The 20,751-nt window shown below is 72.3% G+C and carries 22 protein-coding genes; 14 read left to right on the top strand and 8 right to left on the bottom strand.

Going from position 1 to position 20,751, the window contains the following annotated elements:
- Positions 1-34: 34 nt before the first annotated feature.
- From HNP84_RS18535 to mca, 3 genes are all read right to left on the bottom strand, one after another.
- Complete coding sequence (locus tag HNP84_RS18535; RefSeq protein WP_185050980.1) at positions 35-346, bottom strand: GNAT family N-acetyltransferase; 312 nt, start codon at positions 344-346, stop codon at positions 35-37.
- Between the two features lie 52 nt (positions 347-398).
- A complete protein-coding gene (locus HNP84_RS18530) occupies positions 399-611 on the bottom strand; it encodes a hypothetical protein (protein ID WP_185050979.1) in 213 nt (70 codons plus the stop codon).
- 275 nt (positions 612-886) lie between these two features.
- Complete coding sequence (gene mca / locus HNP84_RS18525; protein ID WP_312925162.1) at positions 887-1,777, bottom strand: mycothiol conjugate amidase Mca; 891 nt, start codon at positions 1,775-1,777, stop codon at positions 887-889.
- A 196-nt stretch (positions 1,778-1,973) separates the two neighbouring features.
- Between mca and HNP84_RS18520 the strand changes: the two genes are divergently transcribed.
- The 3 genes from HNP84_RS18520 to HNP84_RS56110 all read left to right on the top strand — a co-directional run bounded on the left by HNP84_RS18520 (position 1,974) and on the right by HNP84_RS56110 (position 4,632).
- Entirely contained in the window at positions 1,974-2,429 is a 456-nt protein-coding gene (locus HNP84_RS18520) for a DUF4307 domain-containing protein (protein WP_185050978.1), read from the top strand.
- Positions 2,430-2,540: 111 nt separating this feature from the next.
- A complete protein-coding gene (greA, locus tag HNP84_RS18515; RefSeq protein WP_185050977.1) occupies positions 2,541-3,041 on the top strand; it encodes a transcription elongation factor GreA in 501 nt (166 codons plus the stop codon).
- A 196-nt stretch (positions 3,042-3,237) separates the two neighbouring features.
- On the top strand, positions 3,238-4,632 hold the full coding sequence (locus HNP84_RS56110; RefSeq protein ID WP_312925160.1) for a C40 family peptidase: 1,395 nt from the start codon (positions 3,238-3,240) through the stop codon (positions 4,630-4,632).
- On the opposite strand, the gene HNP84_RS18505 is transcribed toward HNP84_RS56110, so the two are convergent.
- Positions 4,611-5,336: an acyl-CoA-like ligand-binding transcription factor gene (locus tag HNP84_RS18505; protein WP_185050976.1), complete on the bottom strand. Its 726-nt coding sequence runs from the start codon at positions 5,334-5,336 to the stop codon at positions 4,611-4,613. The two genes, HNP84_RS56110 and HNP84_RS18505, sit on opposite strands and share 22 nt — an antisense overlap.
- Positions 5,337-5,397: 61 nt before the next feature.
- Between HNP84_RS18505 and abmR the strand changes: the two genes are divergently transcribed.
- From abmR to HNP84_RS18480, 5 genes are all read left to right on the top strand, one after another.
- On the top strand, positions 5,398-5,925 hold the full coding sequence (gene abmR / locus HNP84_RS18500; RefSeq protein WP_185050975.1) for an ATP-binding transcription factor AbmR: 528 nt from the start codon (positions 5,398-5,400) through the stop codon (positions 5,923-5,925).
- A gap of 427 nt (positions 5,926-6,352) precedes the next feature.
- Positions 6,353-8,155, top strand: a complete 1,803-nt coding sequence (locus HNP84_RS18495) for a phosphoenolpyruvate carboxykinase (GTP) (RefSeq protein ID WP_185050974.1) — start codon at positions 6,353-6,355, stop codon at positions 8,153-8,155.
- A 109-nt stretch (positions 8,156-8,264) separates the two neighbouring features.
- The gene (locus tag HNP84_RS18490; protein WP_185050973.1) at positions 8,265-9,071 is read left to right on the top strand and encodes an MbnB/TglH/ChrH family RiPP precursor modification enzyme; all 807 of its coding nucleotides are present in this window, start codon (positions 8,265-8,267) and stop codon (positions 9,069-9,071) included.
- The gene (locus HNP84_RS18485; protein ID WP_185050972.1) at positions 9,068-9,442 is read left to right on the top strand and encodes an SCO6045 C-terminal-like domain-containing protein; all 375 of its coding nucleotides are present in this window, start codon (positions 9,068-9,070) and stop codon (positions 9,440-9,442) included. The genes HNP84_RS18490 and HNP84_RS18485 overlap by 4 nt, the downstream gene beginning before the upstream one ends.
- 217 nt (positions 9,443-9,659) lie before the next feature.
- Positions 9,660-10,649, top strand: a complete 990-nt coding sequence (locus HNP84_RS18480; protein ID WP_185050971.1) for a TIGR04222 domain-containing membrane protein — start codon at positions 9,660-9,662, stop codon at positions 10,647-10,649.
- 143 nt (positions 10,650-10,792) lie between these two features.
- Here the strand turns inward: HNP84_RS18480 and HNP84_RS18475 are convergent, their stop codons facing one another.
- Complete coding sequence (locus tag HNP84_RS18475; RefSeq protein ID WP_185050970.1) at positions 10,793-11,242, bottom strand: MarR family winged helix-turn-helix transcriptional regulator; 450 nt, start codon at positions 11,240-11,242, stop codon at positions 10,793-10,795.
- Positions 11,243-11,306: 64 nt separating this feature from the next.
- Between HNP84_RS18475 and HNP84_RS18470 the strand changes: the two genes are divergently transcribed.
- The 6 genes from HNP84_RS18470 to phoH2 all read left to right on the top strand — a co-directional run bounded on the left by HNP84_RS18470 (position 11,307) and on the right by phoH2 (position 17,301).
- Positions 11,307-12,020, top strand: a complete 714-nt coding sequence (locus HNP84_RS18470) for a DUF2271 domain-containing protein (RefSeq protein ID WP_185050969.1) — start codon at positions 11,307-11,309, stop codon at positions 12,018-12,020.
- Between the two features lies 1 nt (position 12,021).
- Positions 12,022-12,957, top strand: a complete 936-nt coding sequence (locus HNP84_RS18465; RefSeq protein WP_185050968.1) for an FAD:protein FMN transferase — start codon at positions 12,022-12,024, stop codon at positions 12,955-12,957.
- Complete coding sequence (locus HNP84_RS18460) at positions 12,954-14,156, top strand: ferric reductase-like transmembrane domain-containing protein (protein ID WP_185050967.1); 1,203 nt, start codon at positions 12,954-12,956, stop codon at positions 14,154-14,156. Before HNP84_RS18465 ends, HNP84_RS18460 begins: the two co-directional genes overlap by 4 nt.
- Before the next feature lie 70 nt (positions 14,157-14,226).
- Positions 14,227-14,859, top strand: a complete 633-nt coding sequence (locus HNP84_RS18455; RefSeq protein WP_312925156.1) for a hypothetical protein — start codon at positions 14,227-14,229, stop codon at positions 14,857-14,859.
- Positions 14,860-14,908: 49 nt separating this feature from the next.
- Complete coding sequence (locus HNP84_RS18450) at positions 14,909-15,670, top strand: isoprenyl transferase (protein WP_185050966.1); 762 nt, start codon at positions 14,909-14,911, stop codon at positions 15,668-15,670.
- Positions 15,671-16,032: 362 nt separating this feature from the next.
- A complete protein-coding gene (gene phoH2, locus HNP84_RS18445; RefSeq protein ID WP_185050965.1) occupies positions 16,033-17,301 on the top strand; it encodes an RNA 5'-3' helicase PhoH2 in 1,269 nt (422 codons plus the stop codon).
- A 15-nt stretch (positions 17,302-17,316) separates the two neighbouring features.
- Here the strand turns inward: phoH2 and HNP84_RS18440 are convergent, their stop codons facing one another.
- From HNP84_RS18440 to HNP84_RS18430, 3 genes are read right to left on the bottom strand one after another with little or no spacing between them, the layout of a single operon-like run.
- Entirely contained in the window at positions 17,317-17,865 is a 549-nt protein-coding gene (locus HNP84_RS18440; protein WP_185050964.1) for a hypothetical protein, read from the bottom strand.
- Positions 17,866-17,873: 8 nt separating this feature from the next.
- Positions 17,874-19,400 carry an ATP-binding protein gene (locus HNP84_RS18435; protein WP_312925154.1) on the bottom strand — a complete coding sequence of 509 codons (1,527 nt, stop codon included), beginning with the start codon at positions 19,398-19,400 and terminating at the stop codon, positions 17,874-17,876.
- Positions 19,397-20,071 (bottom strand): response regulator, encoded by a 675-nt coding sequence (locus tag HNP84_RS18430; RefSeq protein WP_185050963.1) that lies wholly within the window; start codon positions 20,069-20,071, stop codon positions 19,397-19,399. Before HNP84_RS18430 ends, HNP84_RS18435 begins: the two co-directional genes overlap by 4 nt.
- Positions 20,072-20,751 lie beyond the last annotated feature (680 nt).

The following is a 20,751-nucleotide window of genomic DNA, read 5'->3' as shown; positions in this document are numbered from 1 at the left end:
ATCCGAGCGCTCAGACGCTGAACGCTCAGAGCGCTCAGCCCTCCTGCCCGCGAGCCTCCTCGCCGCCCAGCAGCGAGCGGTACTCCGGGTGCCGGTCGATGTAGCGCGCGATGAACGGGCACCGCGGCACGACCGTCAGCCCGGTGTCACGGCTGGCGTCCAGGGCGGCGGCGGCGAGCCTGCTGCCCAGCCCTTGCCCCTCGAACGCCGGATCGATCTCGGTGTGCGTGAAGACGATCCGATCGTCCTTCAGCCGATACTCCGCGAACCCGGCGAGCGCGCCGTCCACGGTGATCTCGAAGCGCGCGGCCTCGGGGTTGTCGGCAACGGCGATCTCGGCACTCATGCGGAAAGGTCCCTTCGGCGATCCAGGTCGGAGGGGCGATACGAGCGGCGACTCAGCGGGCGCCGTCGCCCGCGGCACGACCCTTGCCCTGCCCGGCCGGCTCGGAACCGGCCTCATCGAGGTCGGCCTCGTGCGGCACCTCGATCTTGGAGATCTGCTTGTTCATCGACTTGATGAGCAAGAACAGGGCAAAGCCCAGCGCGGCGACAACAACGAAGCCGAGCAGCCCCGGGCTCACGTCACCAGCGGCGGCAATAACATTCACACCCACCAGTCTGCCACCAGCCACCCATGCTCCCGCCCCCAGGAGCACGCAACAGGCCGCACGCCGCCGAAGGCCGCCCAGGCCCCGCCGCGCCCCCATCGCGGCCCCCTCCGATCCGTATGGGCGCCATCGTGCCGGAGGGGCGGGTGGCGCGTCTCGTTACACGGCGGGGTGCCGGTTGCCTGCTCCCTGCTCCTGCGTGCCCCGTGTGTGGGGCTCGCAGGAGTCAGGTGTCGGCCCTGCTGGGGCCTCGGCGTGTTCCGTGGGGGGCGGGGTCAGCGGCAGGCGGCGGTGTCGGCTGTGTCTGCGGCGTGGATGCCTTCGAAGAGGTCGGACTCGGGGAGTTCGGTGTCGACCAGGGAGCGGGCCAGGTGGTAGTCCTCGGTGGGCCAGACCTCGGCCTGGAGGTCGGTGGGGCAGACGAACCAGAAGCCGTCGGGGTCTACCTGGGTGGCGTGGGCCAGCAGGGCGCGGTCGCGGACGTCGAAGTAGTCGGCGCACTGCACCCGGGTGGTGACCTCCCACTTCTGGGGGCGGTCCTCCCAGCGGGAGATCCATTCGGCGTACGGGGAGCCCATGCCGCGCTCGGTCATGGCCTCGTGCAGCGCTTCGAAGCGCTCCTTGGTGAAGCCCATGTGGTAGTAGAGCTTGAGCGGCTGCCAGGGGTCGCCGGTGCCGGGGTAGCGGTCGGGGTCGCCGGCGGCTTCGAAGGCCTCGACCGAGACCCTGTTGGTCATGATGTGGTCGGGGTGGGGGTAGCCGCCGTCGTCGTCGTAGGTGAGGATCACGTGCGGGCGGAACTCGCGTACGGCGGCCACCAGCGGGGCCGCGGCGACCTGGAGCGGTTGCACCGCGAAGCAGCCCTCGGGCAGCTCCTCGTCCTCGTTCTCGGGGAGCCCGGAGTCGACGAAGCCCAGGAACTGCTGCCGGACGCCCAGGATCTCGCGGGCGCGTTCCATCTCCTGGCGGCGCACTTCGGCGATGTTGGCCAGGATCTCGGGGCGGTCCATCTTCGGGTTCAAGATCGACCCTCGCTCGCCCCCCGTCAGGGTACAGACCAGCACGTCAACGCCTTCGGCGACGTATCGGGCCATCGTCGCCGCGCCCTTGCTGGACTCGTCGTCCGGATGGGCGTGCACGGCCATCAGCCTCAGCGGTGCAGTCACGGGATTCGGTGTCTCCTCCGGGTCGAGCGGATCAGTGGCCGGGCCGGGCGCGGTCGCGCCGTGGGCGCGGCCGGAGCGCCGTGGGCCGGGTCACTGTGCAAGACAGGTTAGTTTCTCCAGGGCGGGTCACGGGAGCACCGCCCCCGCGGGTCACAATTGTTGTGGATAACGCCGAAGGAGCGCAGGGAGATTCCGCATGGCTAGCAGCGAGGCCGACCAGGGTTGGCCGAACGTCCCGGTGCTGGGCACGCCGGACGATCTCCCCCTCCGCCCCGACCGCCCGTACCGTGCCAGCGGCTCGCAGAAGCGCGGCCGGCTGGCCGTGCACATCGTGATCGCGGTGCTGGCCGCGGTGGCCGCCGGCGGATGGGGGTACGTGATGTGGGCCGCGAAGGGCGAGACCGAGGTGATCCGCGAGGTCGTCTCCTTCGACGTGGCCCGTCCCGACTCCGTGAGGATTACCTACGAGATACACAAGCCTGACGATCAGGCGGCCCTTTGCCGGTTGCGCGCGACCGATACCGATCATGTAGAGGTCGGCACCAAAGAGGTGACTATTCCCGCTGGTGAGGCAAATGTCCGCCGCACCGACTGGCTCGACACGAGTGCCCAGGCCACGTCGGTTCACGTGCAGTACTGCTATCTCGTATAGTGAGACATTTGGGGAAGCGTTCGAGCGGTTAACTTGTTAGCCTTTCGAAATTCAACCGCGCTCGGGCGCGACCGATGGCACTGCCCCCTTACGAGGAAGCAAGGAGAACCCGTGGCCGACTCCCACGACGAGAGCGTCACCTGGCTGACCCAGGAGGCGTACGACCGCTTGAAGGCGGAGCTGGAGTACCTTTCGGGCCCGGGGCGCACCGACATCGCCAAGAAGATCGAGGCCGCCCGGGAAGAGGGTGACCTGCGCGAAAACGGTGGCTACCACGCCGCGAAGGAGGAGCAGGGGAAGATGGAGGGCCGCATCCTCCAGCTCCGCCAGCTCCTCGACAACGCCAGGGTGGGTGAGGCGCCGCGCACCGAAGGTGTGGTCGGCCCCGGCATGACCGTGACCATCCGGTTCGCCGGAGACGACGAAGAGGTGACGTTCCTGCTCGCCTCCCGCGAGGAGAGCGGCGCACCGATCGACGTGTACTCACCGAAGTCGCCGCTGGGCGCGGCGATCAACGGCAAGAAGGTCGGCGAGAAGGCGACGTACACGATGCCGAACGGCCGGCAGAGCACGGTGGAGATCCTCGAAGCCGTGCCGTACGTCGGCAACTGAGCGCCGGCGTCTGATCTCATGGCGTGACGATCCGCCGGGGTCCCGGGGAGGGCCGCCGGCGGGTCGGCGTGCCCGGATTTCAGCCAAGTGCCCCACGTTTTCCGTATAACGCGTGCATACGGGGCATCGAGTACGGCATTCTCGTGTGGCGGCGACGCTGACGGCGGACATCTGAGGCGGGAAGGGCGGTGGTGTCGTGCTCGACGAGCGAGCGCGTGCACAGCCGCACCAGCCCCCGTCCCACTACCCGGCCGTCATCTACGTGCCGCACCCCGGGCACCCGCCGTACCCGCACCATCCGGAGCCCCGGCCCGTTGATCCCGACTCCCGGCTCGGACGCCGCCGGCGGCGGGCGCGGCTCGCGCGGCGGGCGGTGCCGGTGATCGCGGCCCTGCTGGTGGGCGTGGTGACCGCCGACCTGATGCTGCTCGCCGAGCTGACCGGGCGTGAGCAGGACGGTACGTCCCAGGTCGCGCCCGACCCGAGCCAGGCGCGCCGGGTCAGCTCCGGATACGTCGCCGACTCCGGGCAGAACGCCCAGACCGCCGCACCCGTGGCGCCTCTGGGCAAGCTGAGGGTGCCCCACCTGTTCGCGGTCTCCCGGCAGGCGTTCACGCAGCGGGACCTGGAGAAGGCCGCCAAGGTGCGCGGCGTGGCCGCGCTGGAGATCGCCGACGCGGCCGAGGTGTCGCTGGACGGCAAGCGGGTGCAGACGCTGGGGGTCGATCCCTCGACGTTCCGCGCCTTCACCCCCAAGCCCACCGCCGGCTCCGACGCGCTGTGGCGCAACGTGGCCGCCGGGGACGTCGCGGTGTCGTTCGTGCTGGGCAACGACGGCGGGCTCACGCTGGGGCGCACGGTGCCCGGCAGCGGCGGGCGGACGCTGCGCGTCGGGGCGTACGCGACGATGGGCATGGGCTCCATCGACGCCGTCGTCTCCCGGCAGACGGCGCGCGCCCTCGGCATGCCGCAGAACAACGCGCTGGTGGTCAGCGCGCCGAAGGCCGACACCGCCAAGCTGCGCGCCCGGCTGCTGCGCGCCCTGCCCAAGGGCACCCAGATCATCGCGATCAACCCGGTCCTGACCGCCCCGCGCAGGCAGGCCGACACGCCCGGCACCGGGAACACCGGGAGCACCGGCGGCACCGGTGATCAGGCCGCGACCACCGTGCGCGAGTGGCCGGCCGGGTCGCTGATGACGGCCGAGCAGATCCAGGCCATGCTGACCGCGGCGGCGTCCAAGGTGGGCCGCCCGTACGTGTGGGGGGCCGAGGGGCCCGACTCCTTCGACTGCTCCGGTCTGGTGCAGTGGGCCTTCGCCCAGGCGGGCGTACGGATGCCGCGCGTCACCCACCAGCAGTGGGTGACGGGCCCGCAGGTGCCTCTCGACCAGGCCCAGCCCGGCGACCTGCTGTTCTGGCGCAGCGACCCGACCAACCCCGGGTACATCTCCCATGTGGCGATCTACTGGGGCGACGGCAAGATGCTGCACGCGCCCCGCACCGGCGACGTCGTCAAGATCGCGCCGATCTATACCCGCAACCTGGCCGGGGTGGTCCGGGTGAGCCCTCAGGTGGCGGCCGGCGTCTGATCGTTCCCGGGCTGGTCGTCCCTGGGCTGGTGGGCACTGGGGTGGTGGGCACTGGGTCGGTGGTCCGCCGGCTGGTCGTCGCCGAGCGGGAATCCGGCCTCCAGGTAGGCCAGGCACTCGTCCAGGTGCTCGGCGAGCGGGCGGATGGAGACGGGTTGGGCCCCCGGGTCGGCTTCTGACCGGGCCCAGGTGAACATGGCCGGGATCAGCGCGCCGACGAACGCGCCGGAGAGCGCGCGTACGAAGGTGTCGCCGGGGGCGCGGCCGGTCCGGGCGGCGATCGACTCCGCCAGCCGTTCGATGGCGTCCAAGAGGCCGTCCAGGGTGCGGGCGCGCAGCGCCGGGTGGCTGCCGAGCAGCCTGACCCGGGCCTGGATGGCCTGCTCCTCCTCAGGGCTGAACCGCCCGAACGCCTCGCGCACGGCGACGCGCAGGGCCGCGAGCGGGTGCATCGCGGGCGGCTGGGCGGCCAGGAGCTCCAGCACCAGCCGGTCGTAGGCGTCGTAGAGCACGACGGCCTCTTTGGTGGGGAAGTAGCGGAAGAAGGTGCTCTGCGACACCTCGGCCGCCTCGGCGATCTGCTCCACGGTCGTCGCGTCGTAGCCCCGCTCGGCGAACAGTCTCAGGGCGTGCTCCTGGATGGCACGCCTGGTCCTGGCCTTCTTGCGCTCCCGGAGCCCGAGCCTGCGCTGATGTTCCCTCACTTTCTCATTGTGGCGGCGGCGGGCGTGGTCATCGACGGGATTGCGCTGTAATGTTGATTACATGGAAAATGATGAAGCAGTATCACAGGTACGCGGCTGGTTCACCGGGCGGCTGCCCGAGGGGTGGTTCACCGGCCGGCCCGAGGTCGTGCTCGACCGTGAGGAGATCACCGTCGTCGGCGTCCTGGCCGATCCCGAACTCGGCGGCGACGCCTCCGAGGCCGAGCGGGCGGCGGCCGTGGACGGCCTGGTGCGCCGCTTCCGCGAGGAGACCAGGGAGCACCGGATCGAGATCGCCCGGGAGGCCGAGCACCGCTTCCGGCGCAAGGTGTCGTGGGGTGTCACGTGCGGCGGCTCGACAGTGATGTTCACCACACTTTCGGTGCCGGTCATGACCCGGCTGCGGCAGTCGGAGCGCCAGATCCTGGACACCTTGGTGGCGGCCGGAGTGGCGCGCAGCCGCAGCGACGCGCTGGCCTGGTGCGTACGCCTGGTGGGCAAGCACACCGACAACTGGCTGGGCGAGCTGCGCGACGCGCTGCAGCACGTGGACCGGGTCAGGGCGGCCGGGCCCGACGTCGATTCCTGAAGGCGTGCGAGGCGCCCTGCGGCGCCTTCGCGCCCGCGAATTCGCGGCGCCGGACCCGCGCGTGGGCAGGCGATTCGCGAATTTCAGTGGACTATACCTTCAATGGGATTGGTTTAGACCTGTGCCAGTGGCCTAAACCACTCGGCGGCAGTCATTCTTTAACTCGGCGCAGGATGGGTAGTACCTCCGGATCGTCGCGGCGAACGGCCCGCTGACCTCCCCGGAGACGCCATCCCGGGCGGCGGCGACGGCATGTCGCGACGGCGATGGATCGCGTTAATTAACCTGGCTGGAATCACGGTGAAACGTGACGAACGGATGTTGTGGACATCTCGGACGGCGTTTAACCCACTGGTCTACGCCAATTGGATCTAGCGCGGTTTTGTCGTCGATGATGATTTCGCCCTGAGAGTGAGGAGCCGCCGCTGTGTCCATTTCCGTTGAGGCACCCGCCCCGACCGAGCACGCCGCGCTGCGCGCGTGGGTCGATGAGATCGCCGCACTGACCGAGCCCGACCGCGTCGAGTGGTGCGACGGGTCCGAGGCCGAATGGACGCGCCTGACCAACCTGCTCGTCGAGCAGGGCACGTTCGTCCGGCTCGCCAAGCGGCAGAACAGCTTCTACGCGGCCTCCGACCCCACCGACGTCGCCCGCGTCGAGGACCGTACCTTCATCTGCTCGGAGAAGGAGGAGGACGCCGGGCCCACCAACAACTGGATCGCGCCGGCGGAGATGCGGCGTACCTTCGGCACCCTGTTCAAGGGCTGCATGCGCGGACGCACGATGTACGTCGTGCCCTTCTGCATGGGCCCGCTCGGCGGGAACATCTCGCAGCTCGGCGTCGAGATCACCGACTCGCCGTACGTCGTCGTGTCCATGCGGATCATGACCCGCATGGGCGAGGCCGCGCTGCGCCTGATCGAGGAGCGCGGCGACTTCGTCAAGGCCGTCCACTCCGTGGGCAAGCCGCTCGCCCCGGGCGAGCAGGACGTGCCCTGGCCGTGCAGCCAGACCAAGTACATCAGCCACTTCCCCGAGACCAGGGAGATCTGGTCCTACGGGTCCGGGTACGGCGGCAACGCCCTGCTCGGCAAGAAGTGCTACGCCCTGCGCATCGCCAGCGTGATGGCGCGCGACGAGGGCTGGCTGGCCGAGCACATGCTGATCCTCAAGCTCACCCCGCCCAGCGGAGAGACCCGGTACGTCGCCGCGGCCTTCCCCAGCGCCTGCGGCAAGACCAACCTCGCCATGCTCCAGCCCACGATCCCGGGCTGGAAGGTCGAGACGATCGGCGACGACATCGCCTGGATGCGCTTCGGCGACGACGGCCGCCTGTACGCGATCAACCCCGAGGCCGGCTTCTTCGGCGTCGCGCCCGGCACCGGCGAGAGCACCAACGCCAACGCCGTGAAGACCCTGTGGGGCAACAGCATCTTCACCAACGTCGCCCTCACCGACGACGGCGACGTGTGGTGGGAGGGCCTGACCGACGAGCCGCCGGCCAGGCTCACCGACTGGAAGGGCCGTCCCTGGACGCCCGAGTCGGGCGAGCCGGCCGCCCACCCCAACGCCCGCTTCACCACCCCGGCCGGGCAGTGCCCGACCATCGCCAAGGAGTGGCAGGACCCGAAGGGCGTGCCGATCGACGCCATCCTCTTCGGCGGGCGCCGCGCCACCGCGGTGCCGCTGGTGACCGAGTCGCTGAGCTGGCAGCACGGCGTGTTCCTCGGCGCCAACGTCGCCTCGGAGAAGACCGCCGCGGCCGAGGGCAAGGTCGGTGAGCTGCGCCGCGACCCGTTCGCGATGCTGCCGTTCTGCGGCTACAACATGGGCGACTACTTCGCCCACTGGCTGGAGATCGGCCGCCGTCCGGGCGCCAAGCTGCCGCGCATCTACTACGTCAACTGGTTCCGCAAGAACGCCGAGGGCAGGTTCATCTGGCCCGGCTTCGGCGAGAACAGCCGGGTGCTGAAGTGGATCGTGGACCGGATCAACGGCGTCGCCGACGCCGTGCCCACGCCGATCGGCCTGCTGCCCGCCGAGCTGGACACCGAGGGCCTGGACATCGACCCCGAGGACCTCAAGACGCTGCTCAGCGTGGACACCGAGGTGTGGCGCGAGGAGGCCGCGCTCGTACCGGCGCACTTCGAGACCTTCGGCGACCCCCTGCCCAAGGAGCTGTGGGACGAGTACCACGCTCTGGTGGCCCGCCTGGACGGGGAGTCGTAGGGCAGCTCCCCTCCCGTGGAACGGGGTCCCGCCAACGGCGCCGGGGCCCCGTTTCCCCTGTTCCGGGGGCACAATGGAGCCGGGGACACGTCGAGAGGAGGTCGGGCCCATGCCGGTCGGGGCGTTGGGGATCGGCATCGGCTGGCGTCCCGAGATCGACCTGACCGTCGAGCGGCTGCCGGGCGTCGAGTTCGTCGAGGTCGTCGCCGAGAACATCAGCCCGGCCCGGCTCCCCGAGTCGCTGTCCGTGCTGCGCGCCCGCGGCCTGCCGGTGGTGCCCCACGGCGTCGGCCTGGGCATCGGCGGCGCCGAGCCGCCCGACCCAGAGCGCCTGGCCCACCTCGCCGCCTGCGCCGAGGCGCTGGGCTCCCCGCTGGTGAGCGAGCACCTGGCCTTCGTACGCGCGGGCGGGCTGGAGGCGGGCCACCTCCTGCCGGTCCCGCGCACCCGCGAGTCGCTGGACGTCATCGCCGAGAACGTACGCCGTGCGCAGGCGGCCCTGCCCGTGCCGCTGGCGCTGGAGAACGTCGCGGCGCTGTTCGGCTGGCCCGGCGACGAGCTGACCGAGGCCGACTTCCTCGGCGAGCTGGTCGAGCGCACGGGGGTGGGCCTGCTCATCGACGTGGCCAACCTGTACAACAACCAGGTCAACCTGGGCCTGGGCGCCGGAGAGGCCCTGGACCGGCTGCCGCTGGAGGCGCTGGCGTACGTGCACGTGGCGGGCGGCTACGCGCGCGAGGGCGTCTGGCACGACACCCACACCAGGTCGGTCCCCGACGAGGTCCTGGGCGTCCTCACCGCCCTGTGCGACCGCGCCACCCCTCCGGGCGTCCTGCTCGAATGGGACGCCGACTACCCCAGCGACGCCGCCCTCGCCGCCGAGCTGGACCGGATCAGGGCCGCGATCCCCGCATGAGCGACGACGAGCGCACCCTGCGAGCCCGCCTGGCGGCCCAGCAGCACGACCTGCTGGCGGCGCTGGTGGCCGGCGGCGCCCACCCGCCGGGCTTCGACGAGAACCGCCTGCGCATCCAGGCCGCGAGCCTGATCGCCAAGCGCCGCGGCCTGGTCGCCAAGGTCGCCCCCGACCTGGTGCGCAAGCTCGACGGCCGGTTCGCCGCGCTGTTCACCGAGTACGCCCGGGGCCGCCCCAAGCCGCCGGGCGGCTCCCGCGCCGACGCGCGAGCCTTCGCCGCCTGGCTGGCCGCCAACCACCCCGGCACCGCCCCGCAGGCCCCCTCGGCCCGCCCCAGAGGGCTCCTGTCCCGCATCCGCCGCCGCACCTGACCCCGCGACCGGCGGGGACACAAAGCCGCCCCTGCACCCGTCCTCTGGGGCGCGAACCCGGTGCCTGCGCCCGCCCGGTGGGGGCGCGAACCGGTGCCTGCGCCCCGCCCCCGCCCCGCGGGGTGTGACGGCCGACCGCGAACTCGCGGGCTCCTGTGTTCGTCTAACCGGTACACGGGTGGCGCCCTGCCGGCCCTTGCTTCGCCCGGGGGTGAGGATGGAGTTCTTGATGGCCGTGGCGGGCGTGCTCGTCGCGTGGCTGGTGATCGGGGCACGGAACGCGGCGCATCGGGAGCATCGGCGGATCAGGGCGGTGGCCCCCGTGCACGTAGGCGGGCTGGACCACTACGAGCTGGCGTTCCTGGCCGGAGGGCCGCGCCGGGTGATCAACACGGCGATAGCCGTGCTGGCGCGGGGCGGCGACATCCGGGTCTCGCGCGGGGCGCGGGTGTCGCCGGTGCACGGTGTGCCGCCGTCCTCCGAGCCGGTCGAGCAGGCCGTGCTGGACGTGCTGGCGGCGCACCCCGGCGGGATGGAGCTCGCCGACCTCAGGCGGGCGGTCGGCGGCAGCGAGGCCATGGAGCGGCTGCGCTACGGGCTCATAGGGCGCGGCCTGCTCGTGCCCGACGGCGCGTTCACCCCGGTGCGCACGTACGTGCACCGGCTGCTGGCGGTGTCCGGCGGTGCGATCGTGGTGGCGGTGCTGATGATGGCGCTGGTCGCGGCCGGGCCGCCGGTGGCGTCCTTCGCGTCCCTCTTGGGGGTGGTGCTCGCGGGCGCCACCGGCGTCGGCGGGCTCGTCGCGGCGCGGAACCTGCGGCGGGCGCTGCGCAACGTGGTCAGCACGGCGGGGCACGCGGAGCTGACCGCGGCGCGGCGGCTGCACCGCAGGGGCGCGGCGCCGGTGGGGCCCGGCCTGGCGTACGCCGTGGGCCTGCCGGTCGCGCTCTACGGGCTGAACGAGCTGGACGACGCCGCGCTGCAGGAGGAGCTGCTGCGGGAGGAGGCGCGCAGCCAGGCCGTCTCGACCTCGGCCGTGTCGGGGGCCTGCGGGGGCGGGGGCACCTTCGGCGGCGGCGACTACGGGACCGTGGACTCCGGATGGGGCGGCCTCGGCGGCGGCGACTTCGGCGGCGGTGGCGGCGACTCGGGCGGTGGGTCGAGCGGCGGCGGCTGCGGCGGTGGCGGCTGCGGCGGCGGAGGCTGAGCGTTCAGGGCGGAAGCGGCGGAGGCTGAGCGTTCAGGACGGAAGCGGCGGAGGCTGAGCCCTCGGGCCGGAAGCGGCGGAGCCTGAGCCTTCTGGGCGGCAGCGGCGGAGGCTGAGCCTCAGGGCCGAAGACGAGCCGCGGCTCAGTGACGCTGTGGCCTGGCCGACTCCAGGGCGTCGGCGCAGCGGGTCAGGTGCTCGATCAGGGTGGCGGCCTCCTCGGGGGTGAAGAGCGCGGCGAGACCGCGTTCCACGGCGACCGCCGCCTCGTCGGCCTCGCGCAGCTTGGCCGCCCCCTGGGGTGTGACCCGGGTCTCGATGACGTGCTGGTGCCTGGGGTGGGGGGTGCGCTCGATCAGGCCCTGGCGCTCCATCGTGGCCAGCACCGACGACATCGTCTGCGGGGTCACCAGGCAGCGCCGGGCCAGGGCGGCCCCCGACAGGCCGGGCTCGGTCGACAGGACCAGGAGCACGGTGTACTGCGGCACGGTCAGGCCGGAGGGCGCGATGGCGGCGTGCTTGGCCGCGATCAGGTGCTGCTCCGCGCGCTTGATGTAGTGCCCGATGCGCTCGTCGATCGGAAGCCGGCTCACGGGCTCAGCGTACTGGTATCAGATCCCTTATGGTTGTCAGGGAGCGTACATAAGGGGGTATGCCGTGCCTGATCGCACCCATCGCCTCGTCCTCCCGCTCGTGGTCGTCACCGGAGTGGCGGCGGCGACCGGCGCGGCGTACGTCGTGGAGCGGGGTGAGGCGCCGCCCGCCGCCGTCACCGCCGGTCCCGCGCCGTTGCGGGACGGGCAGGCGCCGGAGCCGGACCGGCAGGCGGTCGCGGCGCAGGGCCTGGGGCTGGTCGAGATCGAGTACGTCCTGCACCGCATTCCGACCCACGCCTCCAACCAGATCGCGGTCTGGATCGAGGACGAGCGCGGCGGCTACGTGCGTACGCTGTTCGCCACCAGCTTCACCGCCAACGGCGGCTACGCCCGCCGCCCCATGTCGTTGCCGCTGTGGCGCGAGACCGCCCGCTGGGAGTCGGCCCCCGAGGCGGAGGTCGAGGCCGCGAGCAGGCCCGCCCAGGAGCCGGGGCGGCACACTCTGTACTGGGACGGCACCGACCGGCGCGGCGTGCCCGTGCCTCCCGGCAGCTACACCTACCGGGTCGAGGGCAACCTGTACTGGGAGAACCGGGTGCTGTTCACCGGGACCATCGTCCTGGGCGACACGCCGCGGGAGTCGCGGGCCACGGCGGTCCACCTGCCGGAGTCGGCGCGGGAGCACGGCGTGCTGGTCGAGGACGTGACCGCGCGTTTCTCCCCGGGCGAGCGGCTGGACCCCGCCCTGGTCACCACCTTCACCCGGGGGTCCTGACGTGCGGGCGCTGCGCGGGCGGGTCATGGGCACCGAGCTGCTGCTCGCCGGGCTCGGGCCGGGGGAGCAGGCGGCGGTGCTGGGCCGGCTGCGCGAGGTCGAGCGGGTCTTCAGCCGGTTCCGCCCCGGGAGCGACGTGAGCCGGGCGAACGCGTCGGCCGGGGCGTGGGTGGAGGTGTCGGAGCCGTTCCTGGCCGTGCTGGAGGAGGCGTGCGGCCACTACGCGCGCACGGGCGGGCTGTTCTGCCCGTTCCTGGGCGCGGAGCTGGCCCGCCTGGGGTACGACACGGACTTCGGGGTGGTGGCCGCGCGCGGGCCGGTGCGGGAGGAGCCGCCCCCTCCCGTGCCGGAGCGGCCGGTCATCGAGGTGGACCGGGAGCGGCGGCGGGTGCGCCTGCCGCCGGGGCTGGCGGTCGATCTGGGCGGGTTCGTCAAGGGGTGGGGCGTGCAGCGGGCGGCGGAGGCGCTGCGCTCGGACGGCGTGGCGCGCGGGCTCATCGACGCGGGCGGCGACCTGGTGGCCTGGCGTGCCCCCGGCGACCCGCCGTGGCGGATCGGCGTGGAGCATCCGCTGCGGCCCGAGCCCGTGGGGGTGCTGGAGCCGGCCGCGGGCCTCGTCGCCGTGGCCACCAGCAGCACCGTACGCCGGAGCTGGGCCGCCGAGGGAGGCGGGAGGCTGCACCACATCCTCGACCCGCGGACGGGACGGCCCGCGCGGTCGGGATGCGTCCAGGCCACCGTGGTGGGCGCGGACCTGGCCGCGGCCGAGGTGCACGCCACCTGCCTGGTGATCCTGGGCATGGAGGAGGGGCCCGCCTGGCTGGCCCGCGCCGACCCGTCGGCGGCCTGGATCTGCGTCGGCGCCGAGGGCGAGATGCGCGCCTCGGAGGGCGCCGCGCTGCGGGAGGCTCGCACTTCGAAAGGCAGGGCGTCGTGACGGTCCGCACGATCCTGTTCGCCATCGGCGTCTCGGCGCTGCCGTTCTGCGTGCCGCTGCTCGGGCTGACCCGGCAGGGCGGCGGCGTGGGCGTGGTCGCGGGGGTGGCCGGGCTGCTCGGGGCGTTGGCGATGTGGTGGCAGGTCCTGCTCGGCGCGCGGCAGGTGGCCGCCCGGCTGAGCCGGGACCGGGGCGCGGTCGTGGCGCTGCACCGCTGGCTGGGCGGCTGCGGCGCGTTCCTGGTGCTGGTGCACCCGCTGCTGGAACTGGTCGCCGACCGGCAGGACGCGCTGTACCTGGTGCGGATCGACTTCACCTGGGTGGAGTCGGCGTACATCTCGCTGGGCCGCATCGCGCTCGGCCTGTTCCTGGCCCTGTGGCTGACCAGCACGCTGCTGCGCGCGGCGGTGCGGCACCGGGTCTGGCGGCACACGCACTACGTGTCGTATCCCCTGGTGGCGCTGGTCTTCCTGCACGCGGACGGCGTGGGGTCCTCGCTGTCCGGGCTGCCGTGGCTGCGGGCGTACTGGCTGGCGCTGGCCTGGTCGTTCGCGCTGGTGGTGGCCTGGCGGCTGGCGGCGCCGCTGTGGTCGCGCCGCTACCGGCTGACCGGCGCCGAGCGCATCTCGCCCACCGTCACCCGGTACACCCTGGAACCCGTGGGCCGTCCGCTGCGGCCCGCCCGCCCCGGCCAGTTCTGCCACCTGCGGGCCGGGACGTGGGCCCGCTCGCGGCCGTTCAGCGTGGTGCGCGCCGACCCCGGCACCGGCGTGCTGGAGTTCGCGGTCAAGGACGCCGGGCCGGTCACGCGCAGGCTGCGCGCGCTGCCCGTGGGCGCCCTGCTCCGCCTCGACGGCCCGTACGGGGCGTTCACCAGCCAGGCCCAGGGCGGCGACGCCCCCGCGGTGCTGATCGCGGGCGGCGTGGGCGTGACCCCCTTCGTCGAGCTGGTACGCCGGCGCGGCCGGGCCGTCCGGCTGTACCACGCCGTCCGCGCCCCCGAGGAGGCGGTGTTCGCCGAGGAGCTGGCCCACCGCCTCGGCGAGCGATACGCGCCTCTGCCCCGGCCCGCTCCGGTGCACGACGGCGCGCGCTACTTCGTCAGCGGGAGCCCGCGCTTCGTGGCGGAGGTACGCGCCGACCTGCGCCGCCGGGGCGTGCCGCGTGACCGGCTGTTCACCGAGGGGTTCGAGTGGTGAGGGCGAGAGTTGCCCCGATCTGTCGTTGATGCCGGGTGTCGTGACCACCGTCCGTGGATACTGTCACTGTGTGGGGGGACTTCGCTGCGTGGACGGCTCGTATCTGAGCGTCACGCCGCTGCCGTGCGCCGACAGTGTGGGCGTGCCGTACGAGGTGACGCTGGAGCTGCGCCGCGACGGCGCGCCGTACGGCGTGGTGGGCGAGCGGTGCGGCTGGTTCCTGTCGCGGCTGGCGGCGGAGGTCGCGCGGGCACGGGCCGGGCGGGCCGGGGGGCCGTGCCGGTGGCCCGACCCCGACGACCGCTTCCCCGAGGGCGAGCCGGAGGCCGAGCTGTTCTCCTTCAGGTACCGCTCCCGCAGCGGCGTGGTGGGCGGCGGCGAGCTGCGCTGCCACGTCCGTACGCTGCCCGTGTGGACCCCGCGGGCCGGCGCGGGGCGCGGCGCGGCCGGGCGGTGGCGGGTGACCCGGCGGGCCCTGGTGGAGGCGTGGGGCGGCGAGCGGGTCGGGCTGCGCGCGGTGCTCACCTCGGGCGAGCTGGCCGCGTTCCTGGACGGGCTGGTCGGGGAGGTCGAGGAGTGCCTGACGGCCGCGGGGCGCCCGCGCGGCGGACGGGGGAACATCGCCGGAAGACTGCCGGGAAAGGCGGCCGATACGGCGTCCATGGCCCAGACGGGTCCCGAAGGCGGCGATAATTGCGTGTGACCCGGGCAGAACCCCCCGCCTCGGTGGCGGGCGCCGGAGGGAGGACTCCATGGGTGTGCGCGACCTGGTCTACCGCCTGTACGAGCGCCGGCTCGAAGCCAAGCTGTCGCAGGACCAGATTCCGCGCCACGTCGGCGTGATCGTCGATGGCAACCGCCGCTGGGCCCGTGCGATGGGCCTGGCCGACGTCGCCCGGGGGCACCGCAAGGGCGCCGACAAGATCACCGAACTGGTGGCCTGGTGCCGCGACGCCGGTGTCGAGATCGTCACGATCTGGCTGCTGTCCAGTGACAACCTGGCCCGGCCCAAGGACGAGCTCGAACCGCTGATGAAGATCATCGAGGACGTGGTCCAGGAGCTGGTGGACGACGGCTGGCACATCAAACCCGTCGGCGCCCTGGATCTCCTCCCCGATCACACGGCCCATGTGCTCAAAAACGCAAAAGAAGCGACATCACACCGTCCTGGGCTGATTGTGAACGTTGCAGTTGGGTATGGAGGAAGGCGTGAGATCGCTGATGCGGTGCGCTCACTCCTCCAGGAGCACGCCAGCAAGGGCGCGAGTATCGAGGACCTCGTCGAGGTTCTCGATGTGGAGCACATCGCCGAGCATCTCTACACGCGCGGCCTGCCTGATCCCGATCTTCTCATCCGGACCTCGGGAGAGCAGCGGCTCTCCGGATTCCTGCTCTGGCAGAGCGCCCACTCCGAGTTCTACTTCTGCGAGGCCTTCTGGCCTGACTTCCGCAAGGTGGACTTCCTGCGGGCGCTGCGTTCCTACGCCGCGCGGCACCGGCGGTACGGCTCCTGACCCCGTCACCCTCCCCTCGGCTTCCGTTCCGGGAATCCTGCTGGAAACAGCATGTGAACACCCTCTTTCGGACGACCGAGACCTGTTGGGGATCGGGCATTCAGGACGTACCGTAGTAAGTAGGCGGGAACCTTCCGCCTGCAACGGAGAGGGCCCGCCTTTGCGCAACCACCTGCTGAGGGGGGCCGGAACCCGGCGCTCCCGCGGGATCGGGGCGCCACCGCGGGTCCGGTCCGCATCCCACCTCATCTGGCAGGGCGTCCTGCCTGCAGCAGGCGCCCGGGGGAGAACGCGTGGCAGTGTCCTCGAACCCATCCGCACGCAAGTCGCCGTCTCGCCGTCGTCCCAAGCGACGCACCTACGTGCTTGACACCTCGGTACTCCTCGCCGACCCGGCGGCCATGACCAGGTTCGCCGAGCACGAGGTCGTCCTTCCGATCGTCGTCATCACCGAGCTGGAAGCCAAGCGGCACCACCCCGAGCTGGGATACTTCGCCCGCAAGGCCCTCCGGTACCTCGACGACCTGCGGATCAAGTACGGGCGGCTTGACGAGCCCATGCCGATAGGCGAGGGCACGATCCGGGTGGAGCTCAACCACAGCGACCCGTCGATCCTGCCGGTGGGATTCCGGCTGGGCGACAACGACACCCGCATCCTCACCGTGGCCCGCTCGCTGGCCGCCGAGGGCGCCGACGTGGTGCTCGTGTCGAAGGACCTGCCGATGCGGGTGAAGGCCGCCTCGATCGGCCTCACCGCCGAGGAATACCTCGCCGAGCTGGTCGTGGAGTCGGGCTGGACCGGCATGGCCGAGATCCAGGTGACCACCGACGACGTCGCCTCGCTGTTCGAGCACGGCACCGCCGAGCTGGAGGAGGCCAGGGAGCTGCCCTGCCACACCGGCCTGCGGCTGCTGTCCAGCCAGGGCTCCGCCCTCGGCCGGGTGCTGCCCGACAAGTCCGTGCGCCTGGTGCGCGGCGACCGCGAGGTCTTCGGCCTGCACGGCCGCTCCGCCGAGCAGCGCATCGCCCTCGACCTGCTCATGGACCCCGAGGTCGGCATCGTGTCGCTGGGCGGCCGGGCCGGCACCGGCAAGTCCGCGCTGGCCCTGTGCGCCGGCCTGGAGGCCGTCCTTGAGCGCCGCCAGCACCGCAAGGTCGTGGTCTTCCGCCCCCTGTACGCCGTGGGCGGCCAGGAGCTGGGCTACCTGCCCGGCTCCGAGAACGAGAAGATGGGCCCGTGGGCCCAGGCCGTCTACGACACCCTCGGCGCGGTCACCACGCCCGAGGTGATCGAGGAGGTCCTCGACCGCGGCATGCTGGAGGTCCTGCCGCTCACCCACATCCGCGGCCGGTCGCTGCACGACGCCTTCGTCATCGTCGATGAGGCGCAGTCGCTGGAGCGCGGCGTGCTGCTCACGGTCCTGTCGCGGATCGGCGCCAACTCCCGCGTGGTGCTCACCCACGACGTCGCCCAGCGCGACAACCTGCGCGTGGGCCGGCACGACGGCGTGGTGGCGGTGGTCGAGAAGCTCAAGGGCCACCCGCTGTTCGCCCACGTCACCCTGACCAGGTCCGAGCGCTCGCCGATCGCCGCCCTGGTGACCGAGATGCTGGAGGACATCAGCGCCTGACCGGCGCCCCGGCGCTCACGGGGGGAGCTGCGTGTCGGTGGCCGCGAGATCGCGGAACTCGCTGCACACGTGCTCTCCCCGGCTCCGCGGGCCCCGATCCGGCGACAGCTCGGTGATCTTCACCACCCAGATCGACTTGTCCAGCATCGCGGTGCAGGTCACCTGGGCCACCGCGGCGCGGCTCAGGTGCCGCTCGCCGCGTACGAACACGTGCAGCCGCAGCCCCGTCGGCACCTCCGGGTCGTTGCGCACCGGCTGGCCGTAGTGCGAGATCTGCGTGTCGGCGTGGCTGAACCCGTCCAGCTCGGAGTGCAGCCCGGCCGGCGGGCGCGCGCTCGCCTTGAACAGCGCCTCGATGACGTCCTCGACCGTGCCCGAGGAGACGTACGCGCGGGTGGGCTGCAGCCGCTTGCCGCGCAGCAGGTAGACCGTCTTCAGCGTCGGCTCCACGCTGATCACCGGCGCGCGGCCGACGTCGGCGACGTTGCTCGGCTCGATGCCGCAGCCCGCCGGCAGCAGCAGGGCCGGCAGGAACACGAGCGGCAGCAGACGGCGGATCGTCACGGGCGTTCTCACGGGTGCGGCAGCCAGACCGTGAACAGGGTGCCCGGGTTCTGCGGCCGCACCGAGATCGTGCCGCCGTGCAGCTTGGCGTTGGCCCGCGCGATCGACAGGCCGAGCCCGCTGCCCTGGCTGCGCGTGCGGTCCTTGCCGGCCTTGAAGAACCGGTCGAAGACATGCGGCAGGGCGGCGGGCGGGATGCCCTTTCCGTGGTCGCGCACCTTCACCTCCAGCCCGTTGGCGGTGCCGCGGGCGGTGAGCACCACCGGCGGGCCGCCGTGCTTGAGCGCGTTGCCGACCAGGTTGGCCACGATCACGTCGAACCGGCGCGGGTCCAGCGAGAACGACAGCCCCTCGGAGATGTTGATCCGCACCTTGTCCTCCCAGCCGCGCACCTCCAGGCTGTCCAGCACCGTGTCCGCGACGTTGACCGGCTCCAGGTTCAGCGTCGCGGTGCCGGCGTCCAGCCTGCTGGCCTCGATCAGATCCTCGACCAGCACCCGCAGCCGCCGCACCTCCCGCACCACGATCCGCACCGCCTCCGCCGGCTCCGGGGGCAGCCGCTCGGCCTCGTCCAGCAGCATGTCCGTCACGGCGGTCATCGCGGTCAGCGGCGTACGCAGCTCGTGGGAGACGTCGGCGACGAACCGGCGCGAGATGGCCTCCAGGTTGCGCAGGTCGGCCACGGTCTCCTCCAGCGCGGAGGCGGTCTCGTTGAACGTGGCGGTGAGCTGGGCCAGCTCGTCCTGGCCGTGCACCGGCAGCCGGGTGTCCAATTTGCCGGCGCCGAGCGCGCGGGCGGCGCCGAGCAGGCGGCGTACGGGGAGGAGGACCCGGCGGGCGGAGAACAGCGCCACGCTGAGCGCGATCAGCAGCGTGATCGCGCCCGCCTGGGCCAGCGCCGAGCGCAGGTCGTCGAGCAGCCGCTCCTCTTCCGTGAGCGAGACGAACACGAACACGCTCATCCCGGTCGGCTGCACGCTGCCGTCGCGCATGGTGCGCTGCACCTGGGTGCCGATGATCAGCCACATCCGGCCGTCGATGTACTCCCGCTGCATCGCCATGCGGCGGATCGCCTGGCCGCGCAGCTCGTTCGGCACGTCCGGCAGCCGGATCGTGTCGCCGACGTAGGTGGTGTCGCCGTACTGGACGATCACCTCGCGGTCGGGCCCCCCGAGCTGCTCGCGCAGCTCGTTGATCTCTTCGGCGCTCGGGGGCAGCTCGCCCGGCCACAGCGCGCCGATCGGCAGCGAGATCTGCTCCAGGGTGTGCCGTACGTCGGAGACCGCCGCCCGCTCGGTGCGCTCGATCAGGTTCTGCTTGACCAGTTGGTACCCGATCGTCGCCACCAGCGCCGCGGAGGCCACGGCCACCAGCGTGAACGTCACGATCAGCCGCCCGCGCAACCCGTTCACCAGCCGCGCCGCCGACTTCGGCCGCAGCTTGGCCAGCTCGCCCGGCCGGAGCCCGCGCAGGCCGCGCAACCCGCGCAACCCCCGCAGCTCGCTCAGCCGCCGGGCGGCGTGCAACAGGCTCACGGCGGGCTGAAGCGGTACCCGAAGCCGCGCACGGTGTGGATGAACACCGGATCGGCCGGCACCGGCTCGATCTTGGCCCGCACGCGCTGCACGCACGCGTCCACCAGCCGTGAGTCGGCCACGTGCTGGTGGTCCCAGACCGCGCGCAGCAGGTAGCGCCGGTTGAGCACCTGCCCGGGGTGCCGCACGAGCTCCAGCAGCAGCCGCAGCTCCGTCGGCGTCAGATGGATCTCCCGCCCCGCCAGCGTCACCTTCAGCGCCCCCCGGTCGATCACCAGGTCGCCGAACGTGATCCGATCCGACGAGGCCGACTCCACCCGCCGCAGCACCGCCCGGATGCGCGCGTCCAGCACCCGCGGCTCCACCGGCTTCACCACGTAGTCGTCGGCCCCGGCCTCCAGCCCGACCACCACGTCCAGATCATCCCCCCGGGCGGTGAGCAGGATGATCGGCAACTGATCGATCTTCCGCACCCGCCGGCACACCTCGACCCCGTCGATGCCGGGCAGCATCACATCAAGGATCACGATCTCCGGCCGCCGCGCCCGGATATGATCCAGCGCCTCCTCGCCGGTGGTGTACGAGGTGACGGAGTGCCCTTGCCGGGTGAGCGCCAGCTCCAACCCCGCACGAACAGAAGGATCGTCTTCGACGAGGAGAATGCCGGCCACGCTGTATTTTATGGCGCTCCCCTGCCCGCCACTCCGCACGGGCCAGGACGTCCTTACGGCCCGTGCGCGGCGTAGCGGTGTGTGCCCGTGCCCGTGCCCGTGCCCGTGCCCGTGCCCATGTTCGTGTTCGTGTTCGTGAGGAGGCGGCGGGAGCGCACCGCGTCCACGCAGGTTCCGCCACCCGCCCCCAACCCGCCTGGTGGAGCATCCACCACGCCTACCCGGTGCACACACACCAGGTTCAGGCACGCGCGTGCACGTGTCACGTGCTCAGACGTGCATGGCCAAGCACAGCACAGCCGGACAGGTTCCACCCAGTGCGCAGCACGAGCAGGCACACTCCGGGCATCGCGCTCGGGGAGGGCGTGTCCGTGCCTGTGCCCTGCGCCGGGAGGGCAGGACTGTCGCCCATGCTCCGCACGGGGGCGGGGCTTGCCCCTGGCCTGTGCTCCGCGCGTGCAGGGCGTGCCTGTCGGCCGTGCTCCGCACGGAGGGCTTGCCCCTGGCCTATGTCCTGCGTGGGGAGGGTGTGCTTGTCGCTCGTGCTTCGCGTGGGCCGGGGCTTGTCCCTGGCCTGTGCTCTGCGCGGGCAGGGCGTGCCCCTGCCCGTGCCCCGCACGGGCGGGGCATACCGCCGCCGTGTCCTCCCTCATCGCTCTGGTCGCTTCGCTTCTGCCGCT

This window comes from Thermocatellispora tengchongensis, from assembly GCF_014202315.1.
Classification (GTDB): Bacteria; Actinomycetota; Actinomycetes; order Streptosporangiales; family Streptosporangiaceae; genus Thermocatellispora; species Thermocatellispora tengchongensis.
The sequence above is the reverse complement of the archived record's forward strand: the minus strand, read 5'-3'. Positions and strand labels throughout refer to the sequence as shown.

What these genes read in the sequence shown, in the direction of transcription:
- HNP84_RS18535 (WP_185050980.1), bottom strand. Translation starts at nt 346, where the DNA reads ATGAGTGCCGAGATCGCCGTTGCCGACAACCCCGAGGCCGCGCGCTTC.
- HNP84_RS18520 (WP_185050978.1), top strand. Translation starts at nt 1,974, where the DNA reads ATGGCTAGCAGCGAGGCCGACCAGGGTTGGCCGAACGTCCCGGTGCTG.
- abmR (WP_185050975.1), top strand. Translation starts at nt 5,398, where the DNA reads ATGGAAAATGATGAAGCAGTATCACAGGTACGCGGCTGGTTCACCGGG.
- HNP84_RS18490 (WP_185050973.1), top strand. Translation starts at nt 8,265, where the DNA reads ATGCCGGTCGGGGCGTTGGGGATCGGCATCGGCTGGCGTCCCGAGATC.
- HNP84_RS18485 (WP_185050972.1), top strand. Translation starts at nt 9,068, where the DNA reads ATGAGCGACGACGAGCGCACCCTGCGAGCCCGCCTGGCGGCCCAGCAG.
- HNP84_RS18480 (WP_185050971.1), top strand. Translation starts at nt 9,660, where the DNA reads ATGGAGTTCTTGATGGCCGTGGCGGGCGTGCTCGTCGCGTGGCTGGTG.
- HNP84_RS18450 (WP_185050966.1), top strand. Translation starts at nt 14,909, where the DNA reads ATGGGTGTGCGCGACCTGGTCTACCGCCTGTACGAGCGCCGGCTCGAA.